At 74.5% G+C, this 20117-nt stretch carries 15 protein-coding genes and 1 pseudogene; 8 read left to right on the top strand and 8 right to left on the bottom strand.

What is annotated here, in order from left to right:
* The first annotated feature begins 12 nt into the window (after nt 1–12).
* Nucleotides 13–1239, top strand: a complete 1227-nt coding sequence (locus ACN9MM_RS06510) for a trans-sulfuration enzyme family protein (protein WP_426362745.1) — start codon at nt 13–15, stop codon at nt 1237–1239.
* Here ACN9MM_RS06510 and ACN9MM_RS06505 read toward each other — a convergent pair.
* The 5 genes from ACN9MM_RS06505 to ACN9MM_RS06485 form a co-directional block, all read right to left on the bottom strand.
* Nucleotides 1151–2608, bottom strand: coding sequence for a GNAT family N-acetyltransferase (locus ACN9MM_RS06505; protein WP_426362744.1), 1458 nt, complete (start codon nt 2606–2608; stop codon nt 1151–1153). The genes ACN9MM_RS06510 and ACN9MM_RS06505 overlap by 89 nt on opposite strands.
* Nucleotides 2609–2684: 76 nt before the next feature.
* Entirely contained in the window at nt 2685–5534 is a 2850-nt protein-coding gene (locus ACN9MM_RS06500; RefSeq protein ID WP_426362743.1) for a DUF6493 family protein, read from the bottom strand.
* A 181-nt stretch (nt 5535–5715) separates the two neighbouring features.
* The gene (locus ACN9MM_RS06495; protein WP_426362742.1) at nt 5716–7320 is read right to left on the bottom strand and encodes an alkaline phosphatase D family protein; all 1605 of its coding nucleotides are present in this window, start codon (nt 7318–7320) and stop codon (nt 5716–5718) included.
* Nucleotides 7321–7516: 196 nt separating this feature from the next.
* Entirely contained in the window at nt 7517–8926 is a 1410-nt protein-coding gene (locus ACN9MM_RS06490) for a PLP-dependent aminotransferase family protein (protein ID WP_426362741.1), read from the bottom strand.
* Between the two features lie 149 nt (nt 8927–9075).
* Nucleotides 9076–10149, bottom strand: coding sequence for a saccharopine dehydrogenase family protein (locus ACN9MM_RS06485; RefSeq protein ID WP_426362740.1), 1074 nt, complete (start codon nt 10147–10149; stop codon nt 9076–9078).
* A gap of 125 nt (nt 10150–10274) precedes the next feature.
* Between ACN9MM_RS06485 and ACN9MM_RS06480 the strand changes: the two genes are divergently transcribed.
* The 4 genes and pseudogenes from ACN9MM_RS06480 to ACN9MM_RS06465 all read left to right on the top strand — a co-directional run.
* Complete coding sequence (locus tag ACN9MM_RS06480) at nt 10275–11234, top strand: helix-turn-helix domain-containing protein (protein WP_426362739.1); 960 nt, start codon at nt 10275–10277, stop codon at nt 11232–11234.
* A gap of 329 nt (nt 11235–11563) precedes the next feature.
* On the top strand, nt 11564–12172 hold the full coding sequence (locus ACN9MM_RS06475) for a DUF485 domain-containing protein (RefSeq protein ID WP_426362738.1): 609 nt from the start codon (nt 11564–11566) through the stop codon (nt 12170–12172).
* A complete protein-coding gene (locus ACN9MM_RS06470) occupies nt 12169–13788 on the top strand; it encodes a cation acetate symporter (RefSeq protein WP_426362737.1) in 1620 nt (539 codons plus the stop codon). The genes ACN9MM_RS06475 and ACN9MM_RS06470 overlap by 4 nt, the downstream gene beginning before the upstream one ends.
* Nucleotides 13789–13923: 135 nt before the next feature.
* Nucleotides 13924–14760: pseudogene (locus ACN9MM_RS06465) on the top strand (EamA family transporter); the annotation flags it as partial.
* Nucleotides 14761–14802: 42 nt separating this feature from the next.
* Here ACN9MM_RS06465 and ACN9MM_RS06460 read toward each other — a convergent pair.
* Nucleotides 14803–15633 carry an alpha/beta fold hydrolase gene (locus tag ACN9MM_RS06460; RefSeq protein ID WP_426362736.1) on the bottom strand — a complete coding sequence of 277 codons (831 nt, stop codon included), beginning with the start codon at nt 15631–15633 and terminating at the stop codon, nt 14803–14805.
* A gap of 154 nt (nt 15634–15787) precedes the next feature.
* Between ACN9MM_RS06460 and ACN9MM_RS06455 the strand changes: the two genes are divergently transcribed.
* Both ACN9MM_RS06455 and ACN9MM_RS06450 read left to right on the top strand, forming a co-directional pair.
* On the top strand, nt 15788–16687 hold the full coding sequence (locus tag ACN9MM_RS06455) for an RNA polymerase sigma-70 factor (RefSeq protein WP_426362735.1): 900 nt from the start codon (nt 15788–15790) through the stop codon (nt 16685–16687).
* Nucleotides 16688–16946: 259 nt separating this feature from the next.
* On the top strand, nt 16947–17687 hold the full coding sequence (locus ACN9MM_RS06450) for a GntR family transcriptional regulator (protein ID WP_426362734.1): 741 nt from the start codon (nt 16947–16949) through the stop codon (nt 17685–17687).
* 147 nt (nt 17688–17834) lie between these two features.
* Here the strand turns inward: ACN9MM_RS06450 and ACN9MM_RS06445 are convergent, their stop codons facing one another.
* Nucleotides 17835–18992 carry an ROK family transcriptional regulator gene (locus tag ACN9MM_RS06445; protein WP_382871725.1) on the bottom strand — a complete coding sequence of 386 codons (1158 nt, stop codon included), beginning with the start codon at nt 18990–18992 and terminating at the stop codon, nt 17835–17837.
* 151 nt (nt 18993–19143) lie between these two features.
* On the opposite strand from ACN9MM_RS06445, the gene ACN9MM_RS06440 reads away from it, so the two are divergent.
* On the top strand, nt 19144–19626 hold the full coding sequence (locus ACN9MM_RS06440) for a hypothetical protein (protein ID WP_426362733.1): 483 nt from the start codon (nt 19144–19146) through the stop codon (nt 19624–19626).
* Here the strand turns inward: ACN9MM_RS06440 and mug are convergent.
* The gene (mug, locus tag ACN9MM_RS06435; RefSeq protein WP_426362732.1) at nt 19623–20117 is read right to left on the bottom strand and encodes a G/U mismatch-specific DNA glycosylase; all 495 of its coding nucleotides are present in this window, start codon (nt 20115–20117) and stop codon (nt 19623–19625) included. The genes ACN9MM_RS06440 and mug overlap by 4 nt on opposite strands.

Here is a 20117-nt window from a genome sequence, read left to right as displayed (position 1 = left end):
CACAGTGCCGCCATGGACGCCATGGATCACGGCCTCTCGGTCACCCCGAGGGCCCTTGCCACCGAAGCCGTGCACGCAGGCCGCGAAGACCTCGCCGGACTCGGCGTGCACGCCCCGCCGCTCGACCTGTCCACCACCTACCCCTCGTACGACGCCCGGGCCGAGGCCGCCCGGATCGACGAGTTCGCCACCACCGGCGCCCGGCTCGACGGCCCGCCGGTCTACGCCCGGCTCGACAACCCGACCGTGGCCCGCTTCGAGGAGGCCCTCGCCCGTCTGGAGGGCGCCGAGGCCGCCGTCGCGTTCGCCAGCGGCATGGCCGCCTTCACCGCCGTGCTCCTCGCCCGGGCGAGCCAGGGCCTGCGCCACGTCGTCGCGGTCCGCCCGCTGTACGGCTGCAGCGACCACCTCCTCGACGCCGGGCTGCTCGGCACCGAGGTGACCTGGACCGACCCGGCCGGCATCGCCGACGCGATACGCCCCGACACCGGGCTCGTCATGGTCGAGTCGCCCGCCAACCCGACGCTCGCCGAGGCCGACATCCGGGCCATCGCCCACTCCTGCGGCTCCGTCCCGCTGCTGGTCGACAACACCTTCGCCACGCCGGTGCTCCAGCGCCCCGTCGAGCAGGGCGCCCGCATCGTGCTGCACAGCGCGACCAAGTACCTGGGCGGCCACGGCGACGTCATGGGCGGGGTCGTCGCCTGCGACGAGGAGTTCGCCCGTACGCTCCGGCAGGTCCGCTTCGCCACCGGCGGGGTGCTCCACCCGCTCGCCGGATACCTCCTCCTGCGTGGTCTCTCCACCCTTCCCGTACGGGTCAGGGCGGCGTCCTCGACGGCCGCGGAGCTCGTCCGGCGGCTGGCCACCGACCCCCGCATCGCCCGCGTCCACTACCCGAGGATCGGCGGCGCGATGATCGCCTTCGAGGTGTACGGGGACCCGCACGACGTGATCGCCGGGGTGCGCCTGATCACCCCGGCGGTCAGTCTCGGCAGCGTCGACACCCTCATCCAGCACCCGGCCTCCATCAGCCACCGGATCGTGGCCGAGGGGGACCGGCGCTCGGCGGGCGTCAGCGACCGGCTCCTGAGGATGTCCGTCGGCCTGGAGGACGTCGAGGACCTGTGGCGCGACCTGACGCAGGCGCTCAGCGCTCCGCCCGCCGCGCCCCTTCGGACGGCTGCCCCTGTCGCGTCCGGTCGGCCGGTCGCGGTGCCGGGGCCAGTCGTGCGGTGATGACCAGGGTGCCCTCCTCGATCTGGTAGTCGAGGGGCAGGTTCAGCGCCCGCATCGCGGCCACCATCCCCGTGTTGGAGGACTGCGTCACGGCGTACACGCTGTCGCAGCCGGTCTCCTCGGCCATCGCCACGAGCCGGCCGAGGAGTTCGGAGCCGATGCCGCGGCGCTGCCAGTCGTCCTCGACCATGAGGGCGACCTCCGTCTCGTCGCCGTCCCACAGCAGATGGCCGAGGGCGACGAGACGGCCGGAGGCCGTCTGGACGGCGAGGGTGCGGCCGAAGCGGGGGCTGAGCAGATGGTCGAGGTAGCGGTCGGCGTCCCCGACCGGCCCGTGGTAGCGCAGGCCGAGGGTGCGTGCCGAGCAGCGGTCGTGCATGGCGCGCGCGGCGGGCAGGTCGCGCTGGTCGGCGCGGCGGACGGTGATCTCGTTGCCCTCGGGCAGGGTCAGCACGTCCTGGCTGCGCGGGACGCGCGGGCCGAGCCGGGCGTCGAGCTCGACGAGGGCGCGGGCCCGGGCGAACTCGGTCGGGGTGAAGGGCAGATGAGGCCGCTCGATGATCAGGGTGCCGCCGTGCGGGTCGCGCAGCCGCATCACGGTCTCCTCCAGGACGCCTTCGACCGGGGCCTGTTCGCCGGTGGGGCGGCCGGTGAGCGAGACGGCCGGCACGGAGTGGAGCGTGCAGCGGCCCAGGAGCTGGCGCAGCGCGAGGGGTAGTTCGGCCGCGTCGAGCGCGGTACGGGTGGCGAGGCCGAGGACGCGGGTGGGGGTGTCCACCAGGTCGTGGGTGTCGGCGCGCTCGGTCCAGGTGTCGCGGCCGCCGGCCGCCGCGGTCTCGCGGGCGAGGGCCCGCGCCGAGAGGTCGGCCGGGGCGCGCAGCAGGAACTCGTCCACGGTGCCGTCGCCGAGCGGGTGGGTCTGGAGGGTGAGGATGTCGACGCCGAGGCGGGCGAGGACCGTGCACAGCGCGGCGAGGCTGCCCGGGGTGTCCGCGACGGTGGTCCGCATCCGCCACAGCGTCGTCTCGACGGGCGGCCCGGACTCCGGACCGGACTCCGGCCCGGTGTCGTTCCGCGTGGTTGCCGTCACGGCCGCCGGCTCCGCGGTGGGGCGCCCGCCGGTGTCTCCGGCGGGCGGTGCATGGCTGGTATGGCCGTGCCGCCGCGCCCACCAGGTGTGGAACGCGGCGGTGGCGGCCAGCGCGATCGCCGAGAAGACCAGGAGGTAGGGGCCGTCGGGGCCCTTGACGACGGTCTTGGCGATCGTGTCGGCCACCACCACGGCGGTGAACAGGGCCGCGAGCTCGATCAGGTCGTGCCGCCAGTGGTGCGGGCGGCGGGTGCTCTTCGAAGACGTCACATCGGTCATGGCTTCACTGTGACCCAGCGGTGTTGCGTGATCACGAACGCTTTGTGACTGACGGGTTAAGCGCCGATCTGGTGGCTTAGCGGCCGATTCGGACACTTTCTGTCGGAGGGTGATCGGCCCCCTGGCGGAGTGCGTTCCGCAGCCGCTTGGCCTGTACCACCAGCTGCGTGGACGACCGCTCCGAGGCGAGCGCGTCGAGCCCGGCGACCTCGCCCCCGGCCCCGCAGCGCTCCACACAGTCGGCCGCGACCGCGAGGACCTCGCCGAGCCCCCGCACCGGCCGCGCCGTTGCCTCCGTCCTCGTCTCCGCCCTTCTCTCCGCCCTTCTCTCCGTCTCCGTCTCCGTCTCCGCCGCCGTCCCCGTCTCCGCCGCGCCGAGCAGCCGCGGAAGCATCGCCGCGAGGATCGCCCAGACCGTCCCGTACGCCCCCGTGGCGGCCGCCGTCCGGGCCGCGTCCGCCAACCGGTTCGGCTTGACCGAGCCCCCGGCGACCAGCCACGCCAGCTCCCCGCCGAGCCGCCGGGCGTCCAGCTCGCCCCGCGCCGCCAGGACCAGCACGGCGTCCACCGCGCGCAGCCGGTCGTCCGCGTCCACACAGCCGAGACCGAACGCCAGGGTCAGCAGGACCGCCCGCCCGACCGGGCCGTCGGCCTCCACCAGCGCGGTCAGCGGCTCCGTCGCACCGCGCGCGTCCCCGTCGACGCCGTGCGCGAGGGTCGGCAGCAGGCAGGCCGCGAGCAGCTCACGGTCGGCCGGCAGCACCGGAGCCCACTGCGCGCGGCCCTCGACCCAGTGGTGGCAGCGGCGGGGCGCCGGCTCCAGGGCGCCGCCGAGCCACTGGAACGCGGGCGGGAACTCCGCCCGCACCGCCCGGTGCTCGCCGAGGTCGACCACGAGCCGGTCGATCAGGGAGTACCTCCGCACCGCCCTGTCGTCGTCCCGCCCGAGGAAGCGCACGGTCGCTCCCACGGCCGCCTCCTCCCGCAACCAGGTGGCGAGCCGGAGGCCGGCCGGGGTGCCGAGCGCCACCGCCTCCTCGGCCGCCCGCCCCGCCGACGGGTCGGCCCGCGACACCCGGACCAGGGCCTGGGCGAGATCGGCCGGAGCGGGCTCGACGCCCGCGTCCCGGTACTCCCGCAGCCGCTCCACCAGGACCGGCGGGTCGATCGCCCCCGTGAACCGGGTCGGCGCGGCGAGGAGGAACGGCAGCGCGTCCGTGGCGACGAGAACGGCGGCCTCCCACAACCGGGCGTCGAGGACGCCCGAAAGGGCCTGATGGAGACAGGAGTCCGCGATGTGTCCCTTCGTCCGGTGGAAGTCGGCGAGCGTCGGGTTCAGCACACCGAGGAGCCCCGCCAGCACCACGTGGATCCCATGCGCCTCATGGGTGAAGTAGTGGGTCTCCTGCTCCCACCCGGGCGACGGGAAGGCCTCCCGCACCGCCGCCGCGACGCCCGCCCGGTCCCGGTGGGCGTGCCGCACCAGCCCGTCGAGCGCCCGCTCGAACGCGACGGGATCCTCCGGCAGCCGCTCCACCAGCAGCTCCGCCACCAGCTCCTCGACGGTCGCCGCCGGGGGCGCCACCCGCTGCGCCTCGGGCACCGGCGGCAGGATCTCCTCGTACGGAAGCACCGCCTCCCGCGCCAGGTCCGCGCCGAACAGCTCCTCGGCGGCCCGCCGGTGCGCCGGGCCCAGCAGCGCGGCGGCCCCGGCCAGCTCGCGCCGCACCTCGGGGTCCACGGCCGCCAGATGACGGCCCACCAGCTTGAGGGCCCGCTCCTGCAGCCCGGTGTCCTCGTTCCCGAAGGCCTCCGTCACGGCGGGCAACAGCTCCCCGGCGGCGTCCGGCTCCCGCGCCAGCACCTGGCCGACCAGCGCCAACTGGGCCCGCACGAGCTTCTTCTCGGTACGGAACAGCACCCCGGACGTCATCTCCGCCAGCGCCCCGACGGGCAGCGCCCCCGCCGAGGCCAGCTCCACCATGACGTCCTGGGCGTACCCGGCGACCAGCGACGGGGCGTCGGCCGCGATGCCGACCCAGTCCGGGATCCGCGCCCGCAGCTCCTCCGCGTCCGGGGCGAGCAGCCGCACCGTCTCCAGCGTGAGGCGCACGTTCCGGAGCGGGCCGCCGCGCAGCAGCCGGGACACACACGTGTCCAGGACATCGGCGCGGTCCAGGACCCCCTCCTCGACGAGCGTCCTCAGCGCCGGGGGCCAGTGCTCCTCCGGCCGGTGGCCGACCGGCCGGGTCAGCCGCTCGGGAGGCTCCGCCATCGCGAGGGCGTGCATCACCAGGACCGGCGTCTGCGGGTCCTCCCGGAGCCGCTCCACGAGCCGGTCGCCGCTGAGGTGCCTGGTCCAGCCGGTGACGTAACCGTCGGTCGGGGGAACCGTGTATCCGGAGCGGACCACGAGACCGTGGAGCAGCGGGTAGCTGTCCTCCGCCACGGCCCGGCGCCTCGCCAGGCGCCGCGCCAGGTCCGCCGCCCACTCCGGGGCCGGGTCGCCGAGCGCCGCGAGCGCCAGAGCCTTGTCCTCCTCATGGACCGGCAGGTCCCGCGCCCCGAGCCAGCTCGCCGCGGCCTCGGGCGTCGTGAGACAGCCGGCACCCGCCACGTACAACGCGCCCCGGATGCGGCTCGGTACGTGGGGAGGGACCGCCCACTTCCCGGCACGCACCTCGGCACGCAGCGCCTTCAGGCGCGTGAGCGCGGCCTTGCGCGCGGCGGAGTCCAGCGGTTCCAGGAGCCCCGGCACCACACCGGACTCCCCGGCGAGCACCGCCGCGAGCAGCCTCTCGACGCCGGCGGGCCCACCCCGCGCGCCCGCCCCACCGGTGTCGGTCCCGCCCCCGCTGTCCTTCGCGCCGCCCGCCCCGACGGCGTCCGTCGCACCGTCGTCCTCCGTGCCCTCGACCTCACCCATCCCGGTCACCACGCCCTCCCCGTCCCGTTCCCCACACCGTCCGGCGCCCCCCGTACAGAGCCCGACCCTCCGCGCCGGAGCCCGTGGGCCCAGGCGCGGAAGGGCGGACGGAGACCACCCGCACGGATCGCGTCACGGAAACGACGTTAGGCGCCCCCACTGACACTCACCCGACCGGCGGCTACTGCCCGACCCGGCCAGGCTGGAGCACCTTGCTGAACAGCACCGTCCCGCCCTCGGCGCGGAGCCGTACCGTCAGCTCGCCGCTGTGCCCGTCGATGTCGACCTCGCCGAAGTACTGCGGGCTCTCCATCGGCGACAGGTTCGCCCGCTCCGGCGCCCGCACGAACACCCGCTCCGGACCGAAGGTCGCGTCCAGCGCGTTCGCCGGGAACCCGCCCGCCGCGAGCGGCCCGGACACGAACTCCCAGAACGGGGCGAAGTCCTGGAAGGCGGCCCGCTCCGGCGCGTAGTGCTGCGCCGAGGTGTAGTGGACGTCCGCCGTCAGCCACACCGTGCCGGTGATCCGCCGGTGCTTCACGAACCGCAGCAGCTCCGCGATCTGGAGCTCCCGGCCCAGCGGCGCACCCGGGTCGCCCTGCGCGATCGCCTCGAAGTTCGCGGCGCCGTCCGGGACGACCAGACCGATCGGCATGTCCGCCGCGAGGACCTTCCACACCGCCCGGGACGCGGCCAGCTCCCGCTTCAGCCACGCGAGCTGCTCGGCGCCGAGGATGCCGGTGGTGTCGTCGGCCTGCCGGCCGGGCGAGTTGGCGTTCCGGTACGAGCGCATGTCGAGCACGAACACGTCGAGCAACGGCCCGTACCGCACGACCCGGTGCATCCGCTGCTCGCGCCGCTCCCCGTGCCCGTCACCGCGCGCGTGGAGCGTGGAGACCGGGAAGTACTCGCCGAACGCGCGCGAGGCGCGGGCCGCGAGGACGTCCACGTCCTTCTCCGTGTAGCGGGGGTCGTCCAGGATCTGCCCCGGGTACCAGTTGTTCCGCACCTCGTGGTCGTCCCACTGCACCACCGACGGCACCTGCGCGTTGAACGCGCGGACGTTGTGGTCGAGGAGGTTGTAGCGGAAGTTGCCCCGGTACTCGTCGAGGGTCTCGGCGACCTTCGCCTTCTCCGGCGTCGTGACGTTCCGCCAGATCCGCCCGTCCGGCAGGGTCACGCTCGGCTGGATGACCCCGTCGGCGTAGATCGTGTCGCCGCTGCACAGGAAGAAGTCCGGGTCGAGCCGGCGCATCTCCTCGTACGCGCGGAAGCCCCCGATGTCCGGGTTGATGCCCCAGCCCTGCCCCGCGATGTCCCCGGACCACAGGAAGCGGACGCCGTCCCGGCGCCGGTCAGGGGCCGTACGGAAGGTGCCGGACACCGGCTCGCCCGTCCGGCGCGGATCGTCCGGGTCGACGAGCGTGACCCGGTAGTGGATCTGCTCGCCCGAGGGCAGGCCGCGCAGGGCGGTGGTGCCGGTGAAGTCGGTGCCCGGGCCGATCAGCGGCCCGAGGTGGCGGCGCGCGTGACGGAAGGACTCGGTCGCCGAGGTCTCGACGAGCATCCGCGCCGGCCGGTCCGCGCGTACCCACACCAGTCCGGAGGAGGCCGTGACGTCACCCGCCTGCACGCCCCACTCGGCCCGGGGCCGCCCCGAGAGCGCGAACGCCGGTGCGGCGAGGCCGGTGCCGCCGAGGGTGAGCGCCGCCGACGCGGCCAGGGAGCCGCGGAGGACACTGCGCCGCGCGGGGGAGGGGCTGGAGCCGGGCACGGGAAGGGACATGAAGGGACCTCCGGGGTCGGGTCGTTCAGGTCGTGGTCGGTGCGCCGCCCGAACCTGACGGCCGGGTGCGCCGCCCCATGCCTAGCGGCCGGGTGCGGCGCCCGCGCGAACCCCGCGTGAACAGATCGCCGCCCCCGGCCGCGCGCCGCCCCCGACCTCGCGCCGCCTCCTGCCTCGCGTCCCTCCCGGCCTCGCGTCACTCCCGGCCGAGCGCCTCCGCCGCGAGCCGGATCCCCGTCGTGACGGCCGAGGGCGTCAGGTGCGCGTACCCGATGACGAGCCGCACGTCACCGTCCTCCGGCCGCGCGGTGCCGTACTCCTCCAGCGGCCGCAGGGCCACCCCGGCCTCCGCCGCCCGCGCCAGGAACCGCTCCGGCGGCCCGAACCTCGACGGTACGCGCGCGATGACGTGGAGTCCGGCCGCGATCCCGCTCACCCGGGTGCCGGGCAGGTGCTCCGCGAGCGCGGCGAGCAGTGCGTCCCGCCGCTCCCGGTAGGCGCGTTGGCAGCGGCGCAGCTGCCGGTCGTAGCCGCCCCGCGTCACGAACTCCGCGAGGACGGCCTGGTCGAGTACGGGATTTCCGAGGTCCATCGTCCGCTTGCGTTCGACGACCTCGCCGAGCAGCGCCTCCGGCACCAGCATCCAGCCGAGCCGCATCCCCGGGGCCAGTGACTTGCTGACCGAACCGGCGTACACGACCCGCTCCGGGTCGAGGCCCTGGAGCGCGCCGACGGGCGCCCGGTCGTAGCGGAAGTCGCCGTCGTAGTCGTCCTCCAGGACGTAACCGTCCACCGTGCGCGCCCAGTCCAGGAGCGCGGCGCGGCGCGCCGCCGACCAGCTGATGCCCGACGGGAACTGGTGCGAGGGCGTCACGACCACCGCCCGCACCCCGGAGCCGGCGAGCGGCTCCGGACGGAGCCCTTCCTCGTCCAGCGGCAGCCACACCGTCTCCAAGCCGGTCGAGGCGAACAGCCGCCCGTGCTCCGGGCTGCCGGGGTCCTCGATCCCGACCTGGCGCAGCCCGCGCGCGTGCAGCACGAATCCGAGCAGCGTCGACGCCTGGGCCACGCCCGAACAGACCACGAGCCGCTCGGGATCCGCGACCACGCCCCGCCGCCGGGCCAGCATCGCGGCGAGCGCCTCGCGCAGCGCGGGCAGCCCGCGCGGGTCCGGGTAGCCGAGCGCCGGGTGGGGGAGCCGCGCGAGCACGGACCGCTGCACCGCCGCCCACGCGCTCCGCGGGAACAGCGACAGGTCGGGGGTCCCCGGCCGGAAGTCCACCCGCACCCCGGGCGCCCCGGCGGCCAGGTCACGGGCCCCGCGCACGGCGGCCCGGGCCGCGCCGCTCACCCAGGTCCCGGCACCCCGGTCGCTGCGCAGGTACCCCTCGGCCGTCAGCTGCTCGTACGCCTCGGTGACGAGCCCCCGCGAGACCCCGAGGTCGGCCGCGAGCGCGCGGGTCGACGGCAGCCGCGTCCCGGCCGCGAGCCGCCCCGCGCGCACCGCCTCCCGCAAGGCCTCCTGCAACGCCCGTCCGCGCCGCCGCGCCGGAGCACCGGCGGCCGGCAGAAGCAGCTCCCAGGCCGCCTGCCCCTGACTCGTCATGTCACCTGGCCCTTCTCGCGCCGCCGGTACGGGAGTTCGCCGGCCGCTCCCGTGCGGGACGTGCGTCGAGCCGTCCCCGCACGGGAGGCGCGTCGAGCCGTCCCCGTAAGGGAAGTGCGTCGGTCGGTCCCGTACGGGAAGCGCGTCGGTCAGTCCCGTTCGGCGTCCATGATGCCGAGCCCGTCCGCGGGTTCGTGCCGCACGTCCAGGGACAGGTGCCCCGACAGGGCGCGGAGGAAGTCCGGCGCGTCGAACATCGCGCCGGCCGAGGCGACGCCCGTCGTGCGGGTCCGGCCCGTGAGGATCCGGTGGACCGCCTCCACCGCGAGCGGTGCGGTGACCGCGTAGATGTCCTGTCCGGTGGCGACGGCCCGGCGTTCCGTGCCGCCGGAGCGCACGACGACGTCCACGAGGAAGGTCTGCGCCGACCGGCCGCGCGCGTCGACGGCGGTCGGTGCCGCCGCGTCCGGAGCCGACAGGTCCCGGGCCGCGTCGACGGCCATGTACGTGCGCACCTCGGGAACCTTCAGATGGCTGGGCACGGTCACGACGTCGGCCATCGTGAACTCGCCGATGACGGGCCGGGGCCCCAGGGGCGCGGGGAAGTGCCACTCCACGACGGAGAAGGCGTCGTCGTGGTACTCCAGCCGGCCGCCGGCGTAGCGGACGTGCCGGCCGTCCCGCCGTTCCCGGGAGACCTTGCCCGCCGCGAGGGTCCCCGCCGTGGGGTGCCAGCTGCTCAGCCCGTACGCGACGTGCACCTCGTCGGCCGCCGTCCAGTCGCCCATGGCCGTGGTGGCGAGGAGGTCCCCGAGGCCGCCGTAGAAGGCCATCGCGGGGACGATCGCCGTTCCCGCGGCGCGGGCCCGGTCCGCGAAGCGCGCGAACGTGTCGGCGTTGGCCTCGATCTCGGCCGCCACGTCCACGTACGGGATCCCGGCGCGCAGGGCGGCCTCGATCACGGGCGCGCCGGTCACGGCGAACGGCCCGGCGCAGTTGATCACGGCCGCGGCGCCGTCGAGCGCGCGGTCGAGCGAGGCCGGGTCGTCGGCCGACGCCGGGCGGACGGCGAGCCCCTCGTGACGCGTGGCGAGTGTGCCCAGCCTGTCGGCGTCGCGGCCGGAGAGCACCGGCGTGAAGCCCCGGTCGAGGAGCTCCGCCACCACGAAGCGCCCGGTGTGACCGTAGGCGCCGAACACCACGACCTTCTGACCCGATCCCATGACTTCTCCCGCCGTTCCCGGTCACCGAAGGCGCCCGGTTGTCGAATGTTGAACTACCTCCATCCTGGCGGCCGGTGGAGCGGCCCGCGAGTGTCCGGAACGACATCCCCCGTACAATTACGGACATGCGTACGCTCGCACTGGCCGTCACCGACGGCATGCTGCACTTCGAACTCTCCCTCGCGCACGAGGTGTTCGGCTCCGCCCCGGACGCCGTGGACGTCCCCTGGTACGACGTGACCCTCTGCGGCCCCGGCCCCGCGCGCGTCGAGCGGTTCCGCCTCGAACCCGACCACGGGCTCGACCGGCTCCGGTACGCGGACACGGTGATCGTCCCCGGCTGGGCCGACGTCGACGCGGAACCGCCCGCCGACCTGGTCGACGCGGTCCGCGCGGCCCACGAGGCGGGCGCGCGCGTGGCATCCCTCTGCACGGGAGCGTTCGTCCTGGCCGCCGCCGGCCTCCTCGACGGCCGGCGCGCCACCACGCACTGGGCGCACACCGAGGCGCTCGCCGCGCGCTACCCCCGGGTGGAGGTCGATCCCGACGTCCTCTACGTCGACAACGGCCAGGTGCTCACCTCCGCCGGCAAGGCCGCCGCGATGGACCTCTGCCTGCACCTCGTCCGTCTCGACCACGGCTCGGCGGTCGCCAACACGGTCGCCCGCCGCCTGGTCGTGCCGCCGCACCGCGACGGCGGCCAGGCCCAGTTCGTCACCGCCCCCGTGCCCGTCCGCGAGGACCACCCGCTCACCGAGCTGCTGCCCTGGGCCGTCGAACGGCTCGGCGAGCCGCTGACCGTGGAGGACCTGGCCCGCCGGGCCCGGATGAGCTCGCGCCACCTCGGCCGCCACTTCCGGGCGGCGACCGGCACCACCCCGCTGCAATGGCTGCTCACCCAGCGGATCCGCCGCGCCCAGGAGCTCCTGGAGGCCACCGACGACAGCGTCGACGCCATCGCCGAGGCGACAGGCATGGGCACGGCCACGACCCTCCGCCGGCACTTCCACCGCACGGTCGGCGTGCCCCCGGACACATACCGCCGCACCTTCCGCTCCCGGACCCGCCCCGCACCGGGCGGGTGAGGGCCGGGGTGCGGGACCGCACCACATCACCGGCCCGCCCGGCGCATTCGCCGGCCCCGCCGTGTCGAGCGGCCCGCCCGGCGCATTCGCCGGCCCGGCCGTGCCGAGCAGCCCGCCCGGCCCCAGGGGTGGCCCGAGACTCACCCGTGACCTGCGGAAAGATCCACGACGGGGTTTCCACCGGTTTCGTCGCGACGCGCACAGGATCGTCACCGAACCGACATACCGATCGGTCGGAATCCCCTTACGCGGGAGCTGTACCGATGAGTAACGTACGCGGACCACCAGCGCCACCCGCCCGTTCCCCGGGGCGGCAAGGAGCAAGATCGATGTCGTACCACCAGCCTTTCCCCGGCCCACCCCCCGTACCCCAGCACCAGAATGCCGGGCGGCACCGCCATGAGGCGGCGTCGCAGTCCTGGGAGGGTGGATCGCCGTCCTGGGGCACCGATCCACAGGCGGACTGGGACTCGTCCCCGCGAGCGTGGGACTCCTCGCCGCAGGGCCGGGACTCCGCGCAGCAGCCCTGGAGCGCGTCCCCGCAGCCGCAGCCGCAGCCGCAGCCGCCCGCCGCCACCGGCGATCGTGATGATCTGCACCGGCTCGGATCCGCCTACCGCCGCCTCCGCCGCGTCGCCACCTTCACCGCGCTCGGCTACTTCGGCGTCTTCCTCCTCCTGTCCGGCTACGCCCCCTCGATGATGACCGGCAGCATCACCGGTGGTCTCACCACCGGTCTGGTCCTGGGGCTCCTCCAGCTGCCCGTGGCGCTCGCTGCGATCGCGCTGTACGAGCGGATCGCGCGCCACCGCGTCGACCCCCTCGCCGCGGCGATCCGCGAACGCGCCGAGCAGACGGCCGCGGCGGCCGCGCCCCGTCCGGAACGCCAGAGCCGCTCCGGACGTCCGGCATGGCCCAACGGAGGTGCGCGCGCATGACCAGCTTCAGCTCCGAGGCCCAGACCATGTCGCTGATCGCGTTCATCGCGGTCATCACCGTCACGCTGCTGCTGTGCGTGATGACCGGCCCCGATCGTGACGACCTGGGCGATTTCTACACCGGCTACCGCTCGCTCTCCCCCGTGCAGAGCGGCCTCGCGATCGCCGGCGACTACATCTCCGCCGGCACCGTGCTCGGCACCATCGGCATCATCGCGCTCGTCGGCTACGACGGCGTCACGCTCGCCCTGAGCACCGCGCTCTCGCTGGTCCTGATGATGTTCCTGCTCGCCGAACCGCTGCGCAACGCCGGACGGTTCACCATCGGCGACGTCCTCACCCGTCGTCTCCCCGGCCCCGCCGTGCGGATCACCACGGCTGCGGTCACCCTGACCGCGCTGCTGCCCCTGGTCGTCTTCCAGCTCGCGGGCGCCGGCGATCTCCTCTCCGTCGTCCTCGGCTTCGACTCCGACGGCTTCAAGACCGGGGCGATCGTGTTCCTGGGCCTGCTGATGATCGCGTACGCGGCGATCGGCGGCATGAAGGGCACCGCCTTCATCCAGATCGTCAAGACCGTCGCCCTGTTCGGCGCGTCCCTCGCGATCGCCGCGCTCATCCTCCACCGCTTCGACTTCAGCCTGCCCTCCCTGCTGGACGCGGCCAAGCGCGGCAGCGGCGCGGGAGACGCCTATCTCACCCCTGGTCTGCAGTTCGGCGGCAACGAAGTCGACATGATCAGCACTCAGCTGACGGTCGTGCTCGGCGCCGCGGTGCTGCCTCAGATCACCATGCGCATGTTCACCGCGCGCAGCGCGGCGGCCGTGCGGCGCTCGATGTCCTGGGCGGTGTCGACCGTCGTCGTGACCTGTCTGCTGATCGCCGTCATCGGCTTCGGCGCGGCGGCGATCGTCGGCCGCCAGGGGATCGTCGAAGGCGACCCGCAGGGCAAGACGGCGTTCCTCATGGTCAGCCAGGCCATCATGGGCGCGGACCAGACGGCCTTGGAGACGCTGCTGTTCACCGCCGTGTCGACGGCCATCTTCCTCACCCTGCTGGCCTCGGTCGCCGGGATCACCCTCGCCTGTGCCAACACCCTGGCGCACGACCTCGTCACGCACGGGTTGCGCCGCAAGGCGCAACTGAAGGGTTCCACGGAGATGGCCATCGCCCGGACCGCCGCTGCGGGCGTCGGGTTCGCGGCGATCGCGATCGCCGCCGGTGCGCGGCATCTGAACCTTCAGGCACTGCTCACCCTGTCGTTCTGCATCGGCGCGTCCGCGGTCGCACCGGCCCTCGTCTACAGCCTCTTCTGGCGCCGCTACTCCCGTACGGGACTTCTCTGCACCCTCATCGTGGGAAGCGCCTCCGCGTTCCTCCTCATGACCGGCAGCAACCTGGTGTCCGGATCGCCCCAGGCGATCTTCCCGGACGAGGACTTCAACTGGTTCCCGTTCACGACATCGGGCATCGTCTCGGCCCCGCTGGGCTTCCTGGCGGGCTGGCTCGGCACGGTGCTCCGCGAACGTGACCCGGCCGACGAGCACCTGCGGTACGAAGCGGTGGAGGAGATGATCCTGGCCGGCACGCCCGCGGCGAACAGCCCCTCCGCGCCCTGACGCGTAGGCCCGACGAAAGGGCGCCCGGCCCGACGTACGGGGCCGGGCGCCCTTCCGGCCGTCCCGAAGTGGTCCCCGATGACGTGACGGAAGTGGACCTCAACGCGGACCGCCCCGCTTCCTAACGTCGGAGGCATGAACGCGAACGCCCTGCGCGGGGTCCTCCTGGTGACCCTCGCCTACGCCCTCGTCGGCGCCTCCTTCACCGCCAACAGCCTGCTCGGCGCCTACCCGTACGCGGGTGGTCAGGCGCTCCGCTACGGCGCCGCCTGCCTGCTCCTCCTGCCCCTGCTCGGCCGCGGCGGGCTCGCCCCGCTGCGGCTCCTGACCCCCCGACACTGGCTGCGGCTCGCGGCCCTCGCGGCGGTCGGCATGGTCGGCTTCAACCTCGCCGTGCTCGCCGCGGAACGGACCGCGGAGCCCGCCGTCCCCGGTGTCCTGGTCGGCTGCGCCCCGGTCGTCGTCGCCGTCCTGGTCCCGCTGACCGAGGGCCGCAGGCCCGCCCCCGCCGTGCTGTACGGTGCACTGCTCGTCGCCGCCGGAGCCTTCACCGTCCAGGGCTGGGGGCGTACGGACCTGGCCGGGATCGGCTGGTCGGTGGCGGCGCTCGCGGGCGAGGTGGGCTTCACCGTCCTCGCGGTCCCGGTCCTGCGGCTGCTCGGGCCGAAGCTGCTGACGGCCGCCGTGTGCGGGGTGGGCGCGGCCGAGGCGGCGCTCGTGGGCCTGGTGGTGGACGGCGCCGGGCTCGTGCGGATGCCGACGGCCGTGGAGGCGGGCGCCCTGGTCTGGCAGGCCGCCCTGGCCACGGTCGTAGGGTTCGTCCTCTTCTACATGGGAGTCCAGCGCGTCGGCATGGAGAGGGCCACTCTCTACACCGGGGCCATCCCGGTCGCCGCCGCGCTCAGCGCCGCCCTGGTCGGGGGCGCCGCCTTCGGTCTCCCGCAGGCGGCCGGCAGCCTCCTCGTGGGCGCGGGCGCGGCCCTGGGCACCGGCCTCTTCACGCGGCGGCGGGGTTCAGCGGCTGCCGTCCAGGATCACGCGCGCGACCAGGGCCGGGTCGTCGTTCATCGGCACGTGGCCGCAGCCGGGCAGCCGGACCAGGCGGGCGGCGGGCAGGGTGTGCTTGGCGCGGACGCCCTGCCGGCGCAGCAGCAGCCGGTCGCGGGTGCCCCAGGCGACGGTGACGGGGACCGCGGGGACGTCGTCGCGGAAGAGGGCGGTCCGGCCCGCGGCAAGGGTCTGGTGGAAGCCGGTGGCCTCGCGCAGCGCGAGCGTCTCGGCGACGACGGCCTCGGGTGACCGGCGGCCGGGCCGCGCGTAGATGGTGCTGGTGAGGGCGGTGCGCCCGGCGGCGGTGCGCGAGAGGCGTTCGATCACCGGCACGGGCAGCGACAGGGCGGCGCCGCGCATGGCCCGCAGCGTCCCGAAGGCGTACCGCCGCTCGCCCTCCGACCAGAAGCCGGCGGGGGAGAGGGCGGTGACCGAGCGCACCAGCTTCTCCCGGCCGAGCTCCAGGGCGAGCAGCCCGCCCAGCGAGTTCCCCGCCACGTGCGGCCGGTCGAGGCCGACGGCCCGGCAGAACGCGCCCAGCACGGGGACGACCGTGGACAGGTCGTACGGGACGCCCTCCGGCAGCCCGTCGGAGGCCCCGAAGCCGGGCAGGTCGACGGCGATCACGTCGCGTTCGGCGGCGAGCACGTCCAGGACGGGTTCCCAGGCCTGCCAGTGGTGCCCGATGCCGTGGAGCAGCAGCAGGGGCTCGCCCGCGCCCCGGCGCTCGTACGTCAGGGACGCGGTGCGGGGACCCGCCGGGGTCTCGATCGTGAACGCGGTCCGTGCGGGCATGCGGGCTCCTCGGTTCCTCGTGCGGCGCTTCGTGAACACCGGCGGGTGCCACCTTTTAGACGTCTCGTCAGTAAGAATTACCGCTCGGTAGCCAGGAGTTCAAGACGGGAGCCGGAAACTGGACAGAGCCGGTGACGTGGGCTGGGATGGACACGTGCCCACCGACACCGACACCCTCACCGAACTCTTCGAGGAGCACCGCCCGATGCTCCTCGGCGTCGCCTACCGGATGCTCGGCCGCACCGCCGACGCCGAGGACGTCGTCCAGGAGGCCTGGCTGCGCTGGACCGCCGCGGACCGCGCCGCCGTCCGCGAGCCCCGCGCCTTCCTCGTACGGATCACCACCCGGCTCGCCGTCGACCGGCTCCGCCAGGCTCAGGCGCGCCGCGAGTCCTACATCGGCCCCTGGCTCCCCGAACCGCTCGTCACCGACTTCGGCCCCGCCGCCCCCGACACCGCCGAGCGCGCGCTGCTCGCCGACTCGGTCTCGCTCGCCGTCCTCGTGGTGCTCGAATCCCTCTCCCCGCTGGAGCGGGCCGTCTTCGTGCTGCGCGAGGCCTTCGGCTTCCCGTTCGGGGAGATCGCCACCGCCCTCGACCGCTCCGAGGCGGCCGTGCGCCAGCTCGCCGGACGCGCCCGGCGTCACGTCGACGAGGGCAGACCGCGCTACGACGTCGACCCGGCCGAGCGCCGCGACCTCACCGAGCACTTCCTCTCCGCCGCCACCGGCGGCGATCTCGGCGCGCTCCTCGCGCTCCTCGCGCCGGACGTGCGGCTCGTCGGCGACAGCGGCGGCAAGTCCAAGGCGCCGCTGCGGATCATCGAGAGCGCCGACAAGGTCGGCCGCTTCCTCGCCGCCGTCACCCAGGGCGGGGAAGCCCTGTACGAGGTGCGCTTCCTGGAGCTCAACGGCGCCCCGGCCGTACTCGTCCTCGCCGACGGGAAGCCCGACTCCGTCTTCCAGGTCGAGACGCGCGACGGACGCGTCCAGTGCGTCTACATCATCCGCAACCCCGACAAGCTCCAGGGCCTCGGGGGCCCCGCCGACGCCTGACGGTGATCACGCCATTCGGCGCGATCTCGCCCCGCCTCCCCGCCCGGGAAGCGGGGCGTTTTGCTGCGCGGGGCTCACGGGGGCGCGAACGTCCTGTGAACGATCTAGGTCAGAGGGTCACATTCAGGGGCGTTCGACGGAGGATTGGTCTTGACCAAGGGGGTGGCTCGCCTTATGGTCGCAGAGTTAGTGCAGGAACCTTTAATAAACAAGGGCGCGGAAAAACGCCGCGGGACACGGCGAATTGCGGAGGATCAGGGTGGGGACCACGCAGCTGGCATCGGTACCGGAGCCGAAGTACCAGCACCTCAAGACAGTCATCGGTGAAGCGCTCGACTCGGACTTCGCCGTCGGCGAGATCCTGCCCAACGAGCGCGAGCTCGCGGCACGCTTCGGCGTCGCCCGCGCCACGCTCCGCCAGGCCCTGGAGCAGCTGGAGCTGGAAGGGCGCCTGCAGCGCCGCCGCGGCGTCGGCACCACGGTCGCCCCGCCGCGCGTCGGCGTCGACGTCTCCACCACCCAGCACGCCTGGCCCGGTGTCGGCGACGACGCCTGGCAGCCCCAGGACTCGGCAGCGGACGTGGCTCCGGCCGCCGTCGCGCGCGTCCTGGAGACCGGCGCCGACGAGCAGGTGCACGTCGTCCGCCGCCTCCGCATCAGCCAGGGCCAGCCGGTCGCCGCGGAGCTGCTCTACGTGCCCGCCGGCTCCGTCCCCGGCCTCAGCGCCATCGACGCCCCCGCCGGTCCCCCCCGCGCCCGCGCGGTGCTCCGGGAACTGCAGCACCTCGCCCTCGACGGCCAGGACCGCTCCGTGGAGCTCGGCTCCGCCCGCGCCGACGACGCCAAGGAGCTCGACCGGCTGCCGGGCGCGCCCGTCCTCGTCGTGACGACCCGCTATCTCTCCGCCGGGCGCACCGCCGCCGTCTCCGTGGCCACCTACCGCGCCGACACCTGCCGCCTCACCTTCGGCGACTCGGTCGACCTGGTGATGGCCTCGTAGGCTCCCCCGCACCCGCGGACAGCGGCCCGTCGCCGGGAGACCACTCCCAGGGCCTGTCGTCACCTTCCCGTCTGCCCCGCGACGCCTGGCACGCGCTCTCGCCGCAGGGCCGCCCTTCGGGCGACGACGGGAAGGTGACGACAGGCCCTAGCGGCGGGCCGTCACCGTGCCGTCGACGGCGAACAGCTGCTCCTCGACGTGGTCCAGCGCGAGCCGCAGGGCGCCCGTGCCCACCGCCGCCTCGCCGAGCAGGGACAGCACCACCCGCGGCGGACGCAGACAGAACCGCGCCAGCTCCTCGCGGAGCGGCTGGAGCACCCCGTCGAGACCCGCCGCCCAGCCGCCCACGACCACCAGCTCCGGGTCGATGGCGAGGACCAGGGCCGCCACGTCGTGCACGAGCCGCTGGATGAACCGCTCCACCGCCGCCTGCGCCCGCGCGTCTCCCTCGCGGGCCAGCGCGAAGACCTTCGCCACCGCCTGCTCGTCGAGCGGGTGCAGCGGCTCGTCCGTCGTCGACAGCAGGTGCTCGGGGGTGACGCCCCGGCCGAGCAGGTGCAGGGCGCCGATCTCCCCGGCCGCCCCGCCGAAACCGCGGTGCAGCCGGCCGCCGATCAGCGACCCGGCGCCGGGGCTCAGGCCGGCCAGGACGAAGACGATGTCGTCGGAGTCGGTCGCGGCACCCTTCCAGTGCTCCGCGACGGCCGCCGCGTTGGCGTCGTTCTCCACGATCACCGGGCAGCGGAAGGAGCGCCTCAGCCGCTCGCCGAGCGCGAGGCCCGTCCAGCCGGGCAGCGCCGTGCCGAGCCGCACCGTGCCGTCGGCCTCCACGATGCCGGGCGTGCCGACGCCGACGGCCCGCAGGTTGGACCGGGCGACCCCGGCCCTGCGCAGGACGTCGGCCACGACCGTACGGACCCGGTCCAGGCGCTCGTCCTCGGGCGCCGTCTCCGACACCTCGCGGGACCCGGCGCCGATGATGCGCCCGTCCAGGCCGGAGAGCAGGGCGGCCACGCGGTGCGGGCCGATCTCGATGCCGAGCAGATGACCGGCCTCGGCACGGAAGCGGAACCTCCGGGCCGGACGCCCCTGCCGACGGGCCTCGCCCTCCTCGGGCGCCGACTCGACGACGAGACCGCCCTCCATGAGGCCCTCGACGACCCCCTCGACCGTGGGCCGCGACAGGCCCGTGATCCGGGTCAGATCCGTGAGCGTGGGCGCGTCGGCGCCCCGCAGGGCATGGAGTACCACCGCGGAGTTGATCCGCCGCAGCAGAGACGGATCCCCGCCGGTCAGCCGCCCCACCGTGTGTCCTCCCAGCTCGTGCACTTCTCAGGCGGATGGTACTCAATGGGTCCGGATGCGGCGAGTGCCGCCCCCGCGGCGCGACCGCGGGGGCGCCGCCCCGCCTCCTGACGGAACGCCAACTGTCAGTGGCGGCCGCTTTACTGGTCCCATGACCACGGCACAGCACCTGGCGACGATCGACTTACTCCGGACGCGCGCCTTCCCTGCGCGACCGGAGCCGTCCGGACCCGTCGACAGCGGTCCGGGCTTCCACGTCGGGACGCTCGCGAGAAGCGAGGACTTCTGGGAGGACGACGGCACCCGCAGGCCGCTGGTCGAGGAGCAGTACGAGGCGGAGCGGGACGGGCTCGCCGCCCTGCTCACCGCCCGCTGGGGCCCGCCACAGGTGCTGAGCCTCTGGTACGTCCTGGAGCGGACCCTGGACGGCGAGGAGATGCCGGAGCCATGGGCCGCGCTCAGCGGCCACACGCCGGACCTGCGGCTGTGGCGGGTGGACGGACGGTGGACAGGACTCGGCGTCTCCCAGCACGACAAGGAGCTGGCGTACGAGCTCCTCGTCGTGATCACCGAGATCGACCCGCCCCAGGGCCTGTCGTCACCTTCCCGTGCGCCCCGCGACGCCTGGCCTTAGAACCTCTCCTCCGCCGCCTCCCGCAGCCGGGCGAACTCCTCCGCCATCGTCGCCGCCGTCCAGTGCGCGTTGAGACCGCTCGGGTTGGGCAGCGCCCAGATCCGGGTCGCTCCGATCGTCCGCTCCTGCGGCCCGATCGCCGCCTTCGGCTCGCCGAAGGCCGTGCGGTACGCCGTGACGCCGACCACCGCGAGCCAGCGCGGTGCGAGCCGTTCCACCTTCTCCACGAGCAGCCGTCCGCCCTCGCGGTACTCCTCGCGGCTCAGCTCGTCGGCCCGCGCGGTGGCCCGCGCCACCACGTTTGTGATGCCGAGCCCGTACGTCAGGAGCTCCTCCTGCTCGTCCGGCCGCAGCAGCCTCGGCGTGAACCCGGACAGGTGCAGCACCGGCCAGAAGCGGTTGCCCGGCCGGGCGAAGTGGTGGCCCGTCGCCGCCGTCATCAGACCCGGGTTGATCCCGCAGAAGAGCACGGAGAGGCCGCCCGCGACCAC

Origin of the sequence: Streptomyces sp. E-08, assembly GCF_049913095.1 — a bacterium.
GTDB lineage: Bacteria > Actinomycetota > Actinomycetes > Streptomycetales > Streptomycetaceae > Streptomyces.
This window is presented reverse-complemented; position numbering and strand designations above follow the sequence as displayed.

Excerpts from the sequence above, each read along its gene's own strand:
- ACN9MM_RS06495 (WP_426362742.1), bottom strand. The coding sequence starts at position 7,320 with ATGTCCCTTCCCGTGCCCGGCTCCAGCCCCTCCCCCGCGCGGCGCAGT.
- ACN9MM_RS06485 (WP_426362740.1), bottom strand. The coding sequence starts at position 10,149 with ATGGGATCGGGTCAGAAGGTCGTGGTGTTCGGCGCCTACGGTCACACC.
- ACN9MM_RS06490 (WP_426362741.1), bottom strand. The coding sequence starts at position 8,926 with ATGACGAGTCAGGGGCAGGCGGCCTGGGAGCTGCTTCTGCCGGCCGCC.
- ACN9MM_RS06460 (WP_426362736.1), bottom strand. The coding sequence starts at position 15,633 with ATGCCCGCACGGACCGCGTTCACGATCGAGACCCCGGCGGGTCCCCGC.
- ACN9MM_RS06505 (WP_426362744.1), bottom strand. The coding sequence starts at position 2,608 with ATGACCGATGTGACGTCTTCGAAGAGCACCCGCCGCCCGCACCACTGG.
- ACN9MM_RS06510 (WP_426362745.1), top strand. The coding sequence starts at position 13 with ATGGACGCCATGGATCACGGCCTCTCGGTCACCCCGAGGGCCCTTGCC.
- ACN9MM_RS06470 (WP_426362737.1), top strand. The coding sequence starts at position 12,169 with ATGACCAGCTTCAGCTCCGAGGCCCAGACCATGTCGCTGATCGCGTTC.
- ACN9MM_RS06440 (WP_426362733.1), top strand. The coding sequence starts at position 19,144 with ATGACCACGGCACAGCACCTGGCGACGATCGACTTACTCCGGACGCGC.
- ACN9MM_RS06480 (WP_426362739.1), top strand. The coding sequence starts at position 10,275 with ATGCGTACGCTCGCACTGGCCGTCACCGACGGCATGCTGCACTTCGAA.
- ACN9MM_RS06475 (WP_426362738.1), top strand. The coding sequence starts at position 11,564 with ATGTCGTACCACCAGCCTTTCCCCGGCCCACCCCCCGTACCCCAGCAC.
- ACN9MM_RS06500 (WP_426362743.1), bottom strand. The coding sequence starts at position 5,534 with ATGGGTGAGGTCGAGGGCACGGAGGACGACGGTGCGACGGACGCCGTC.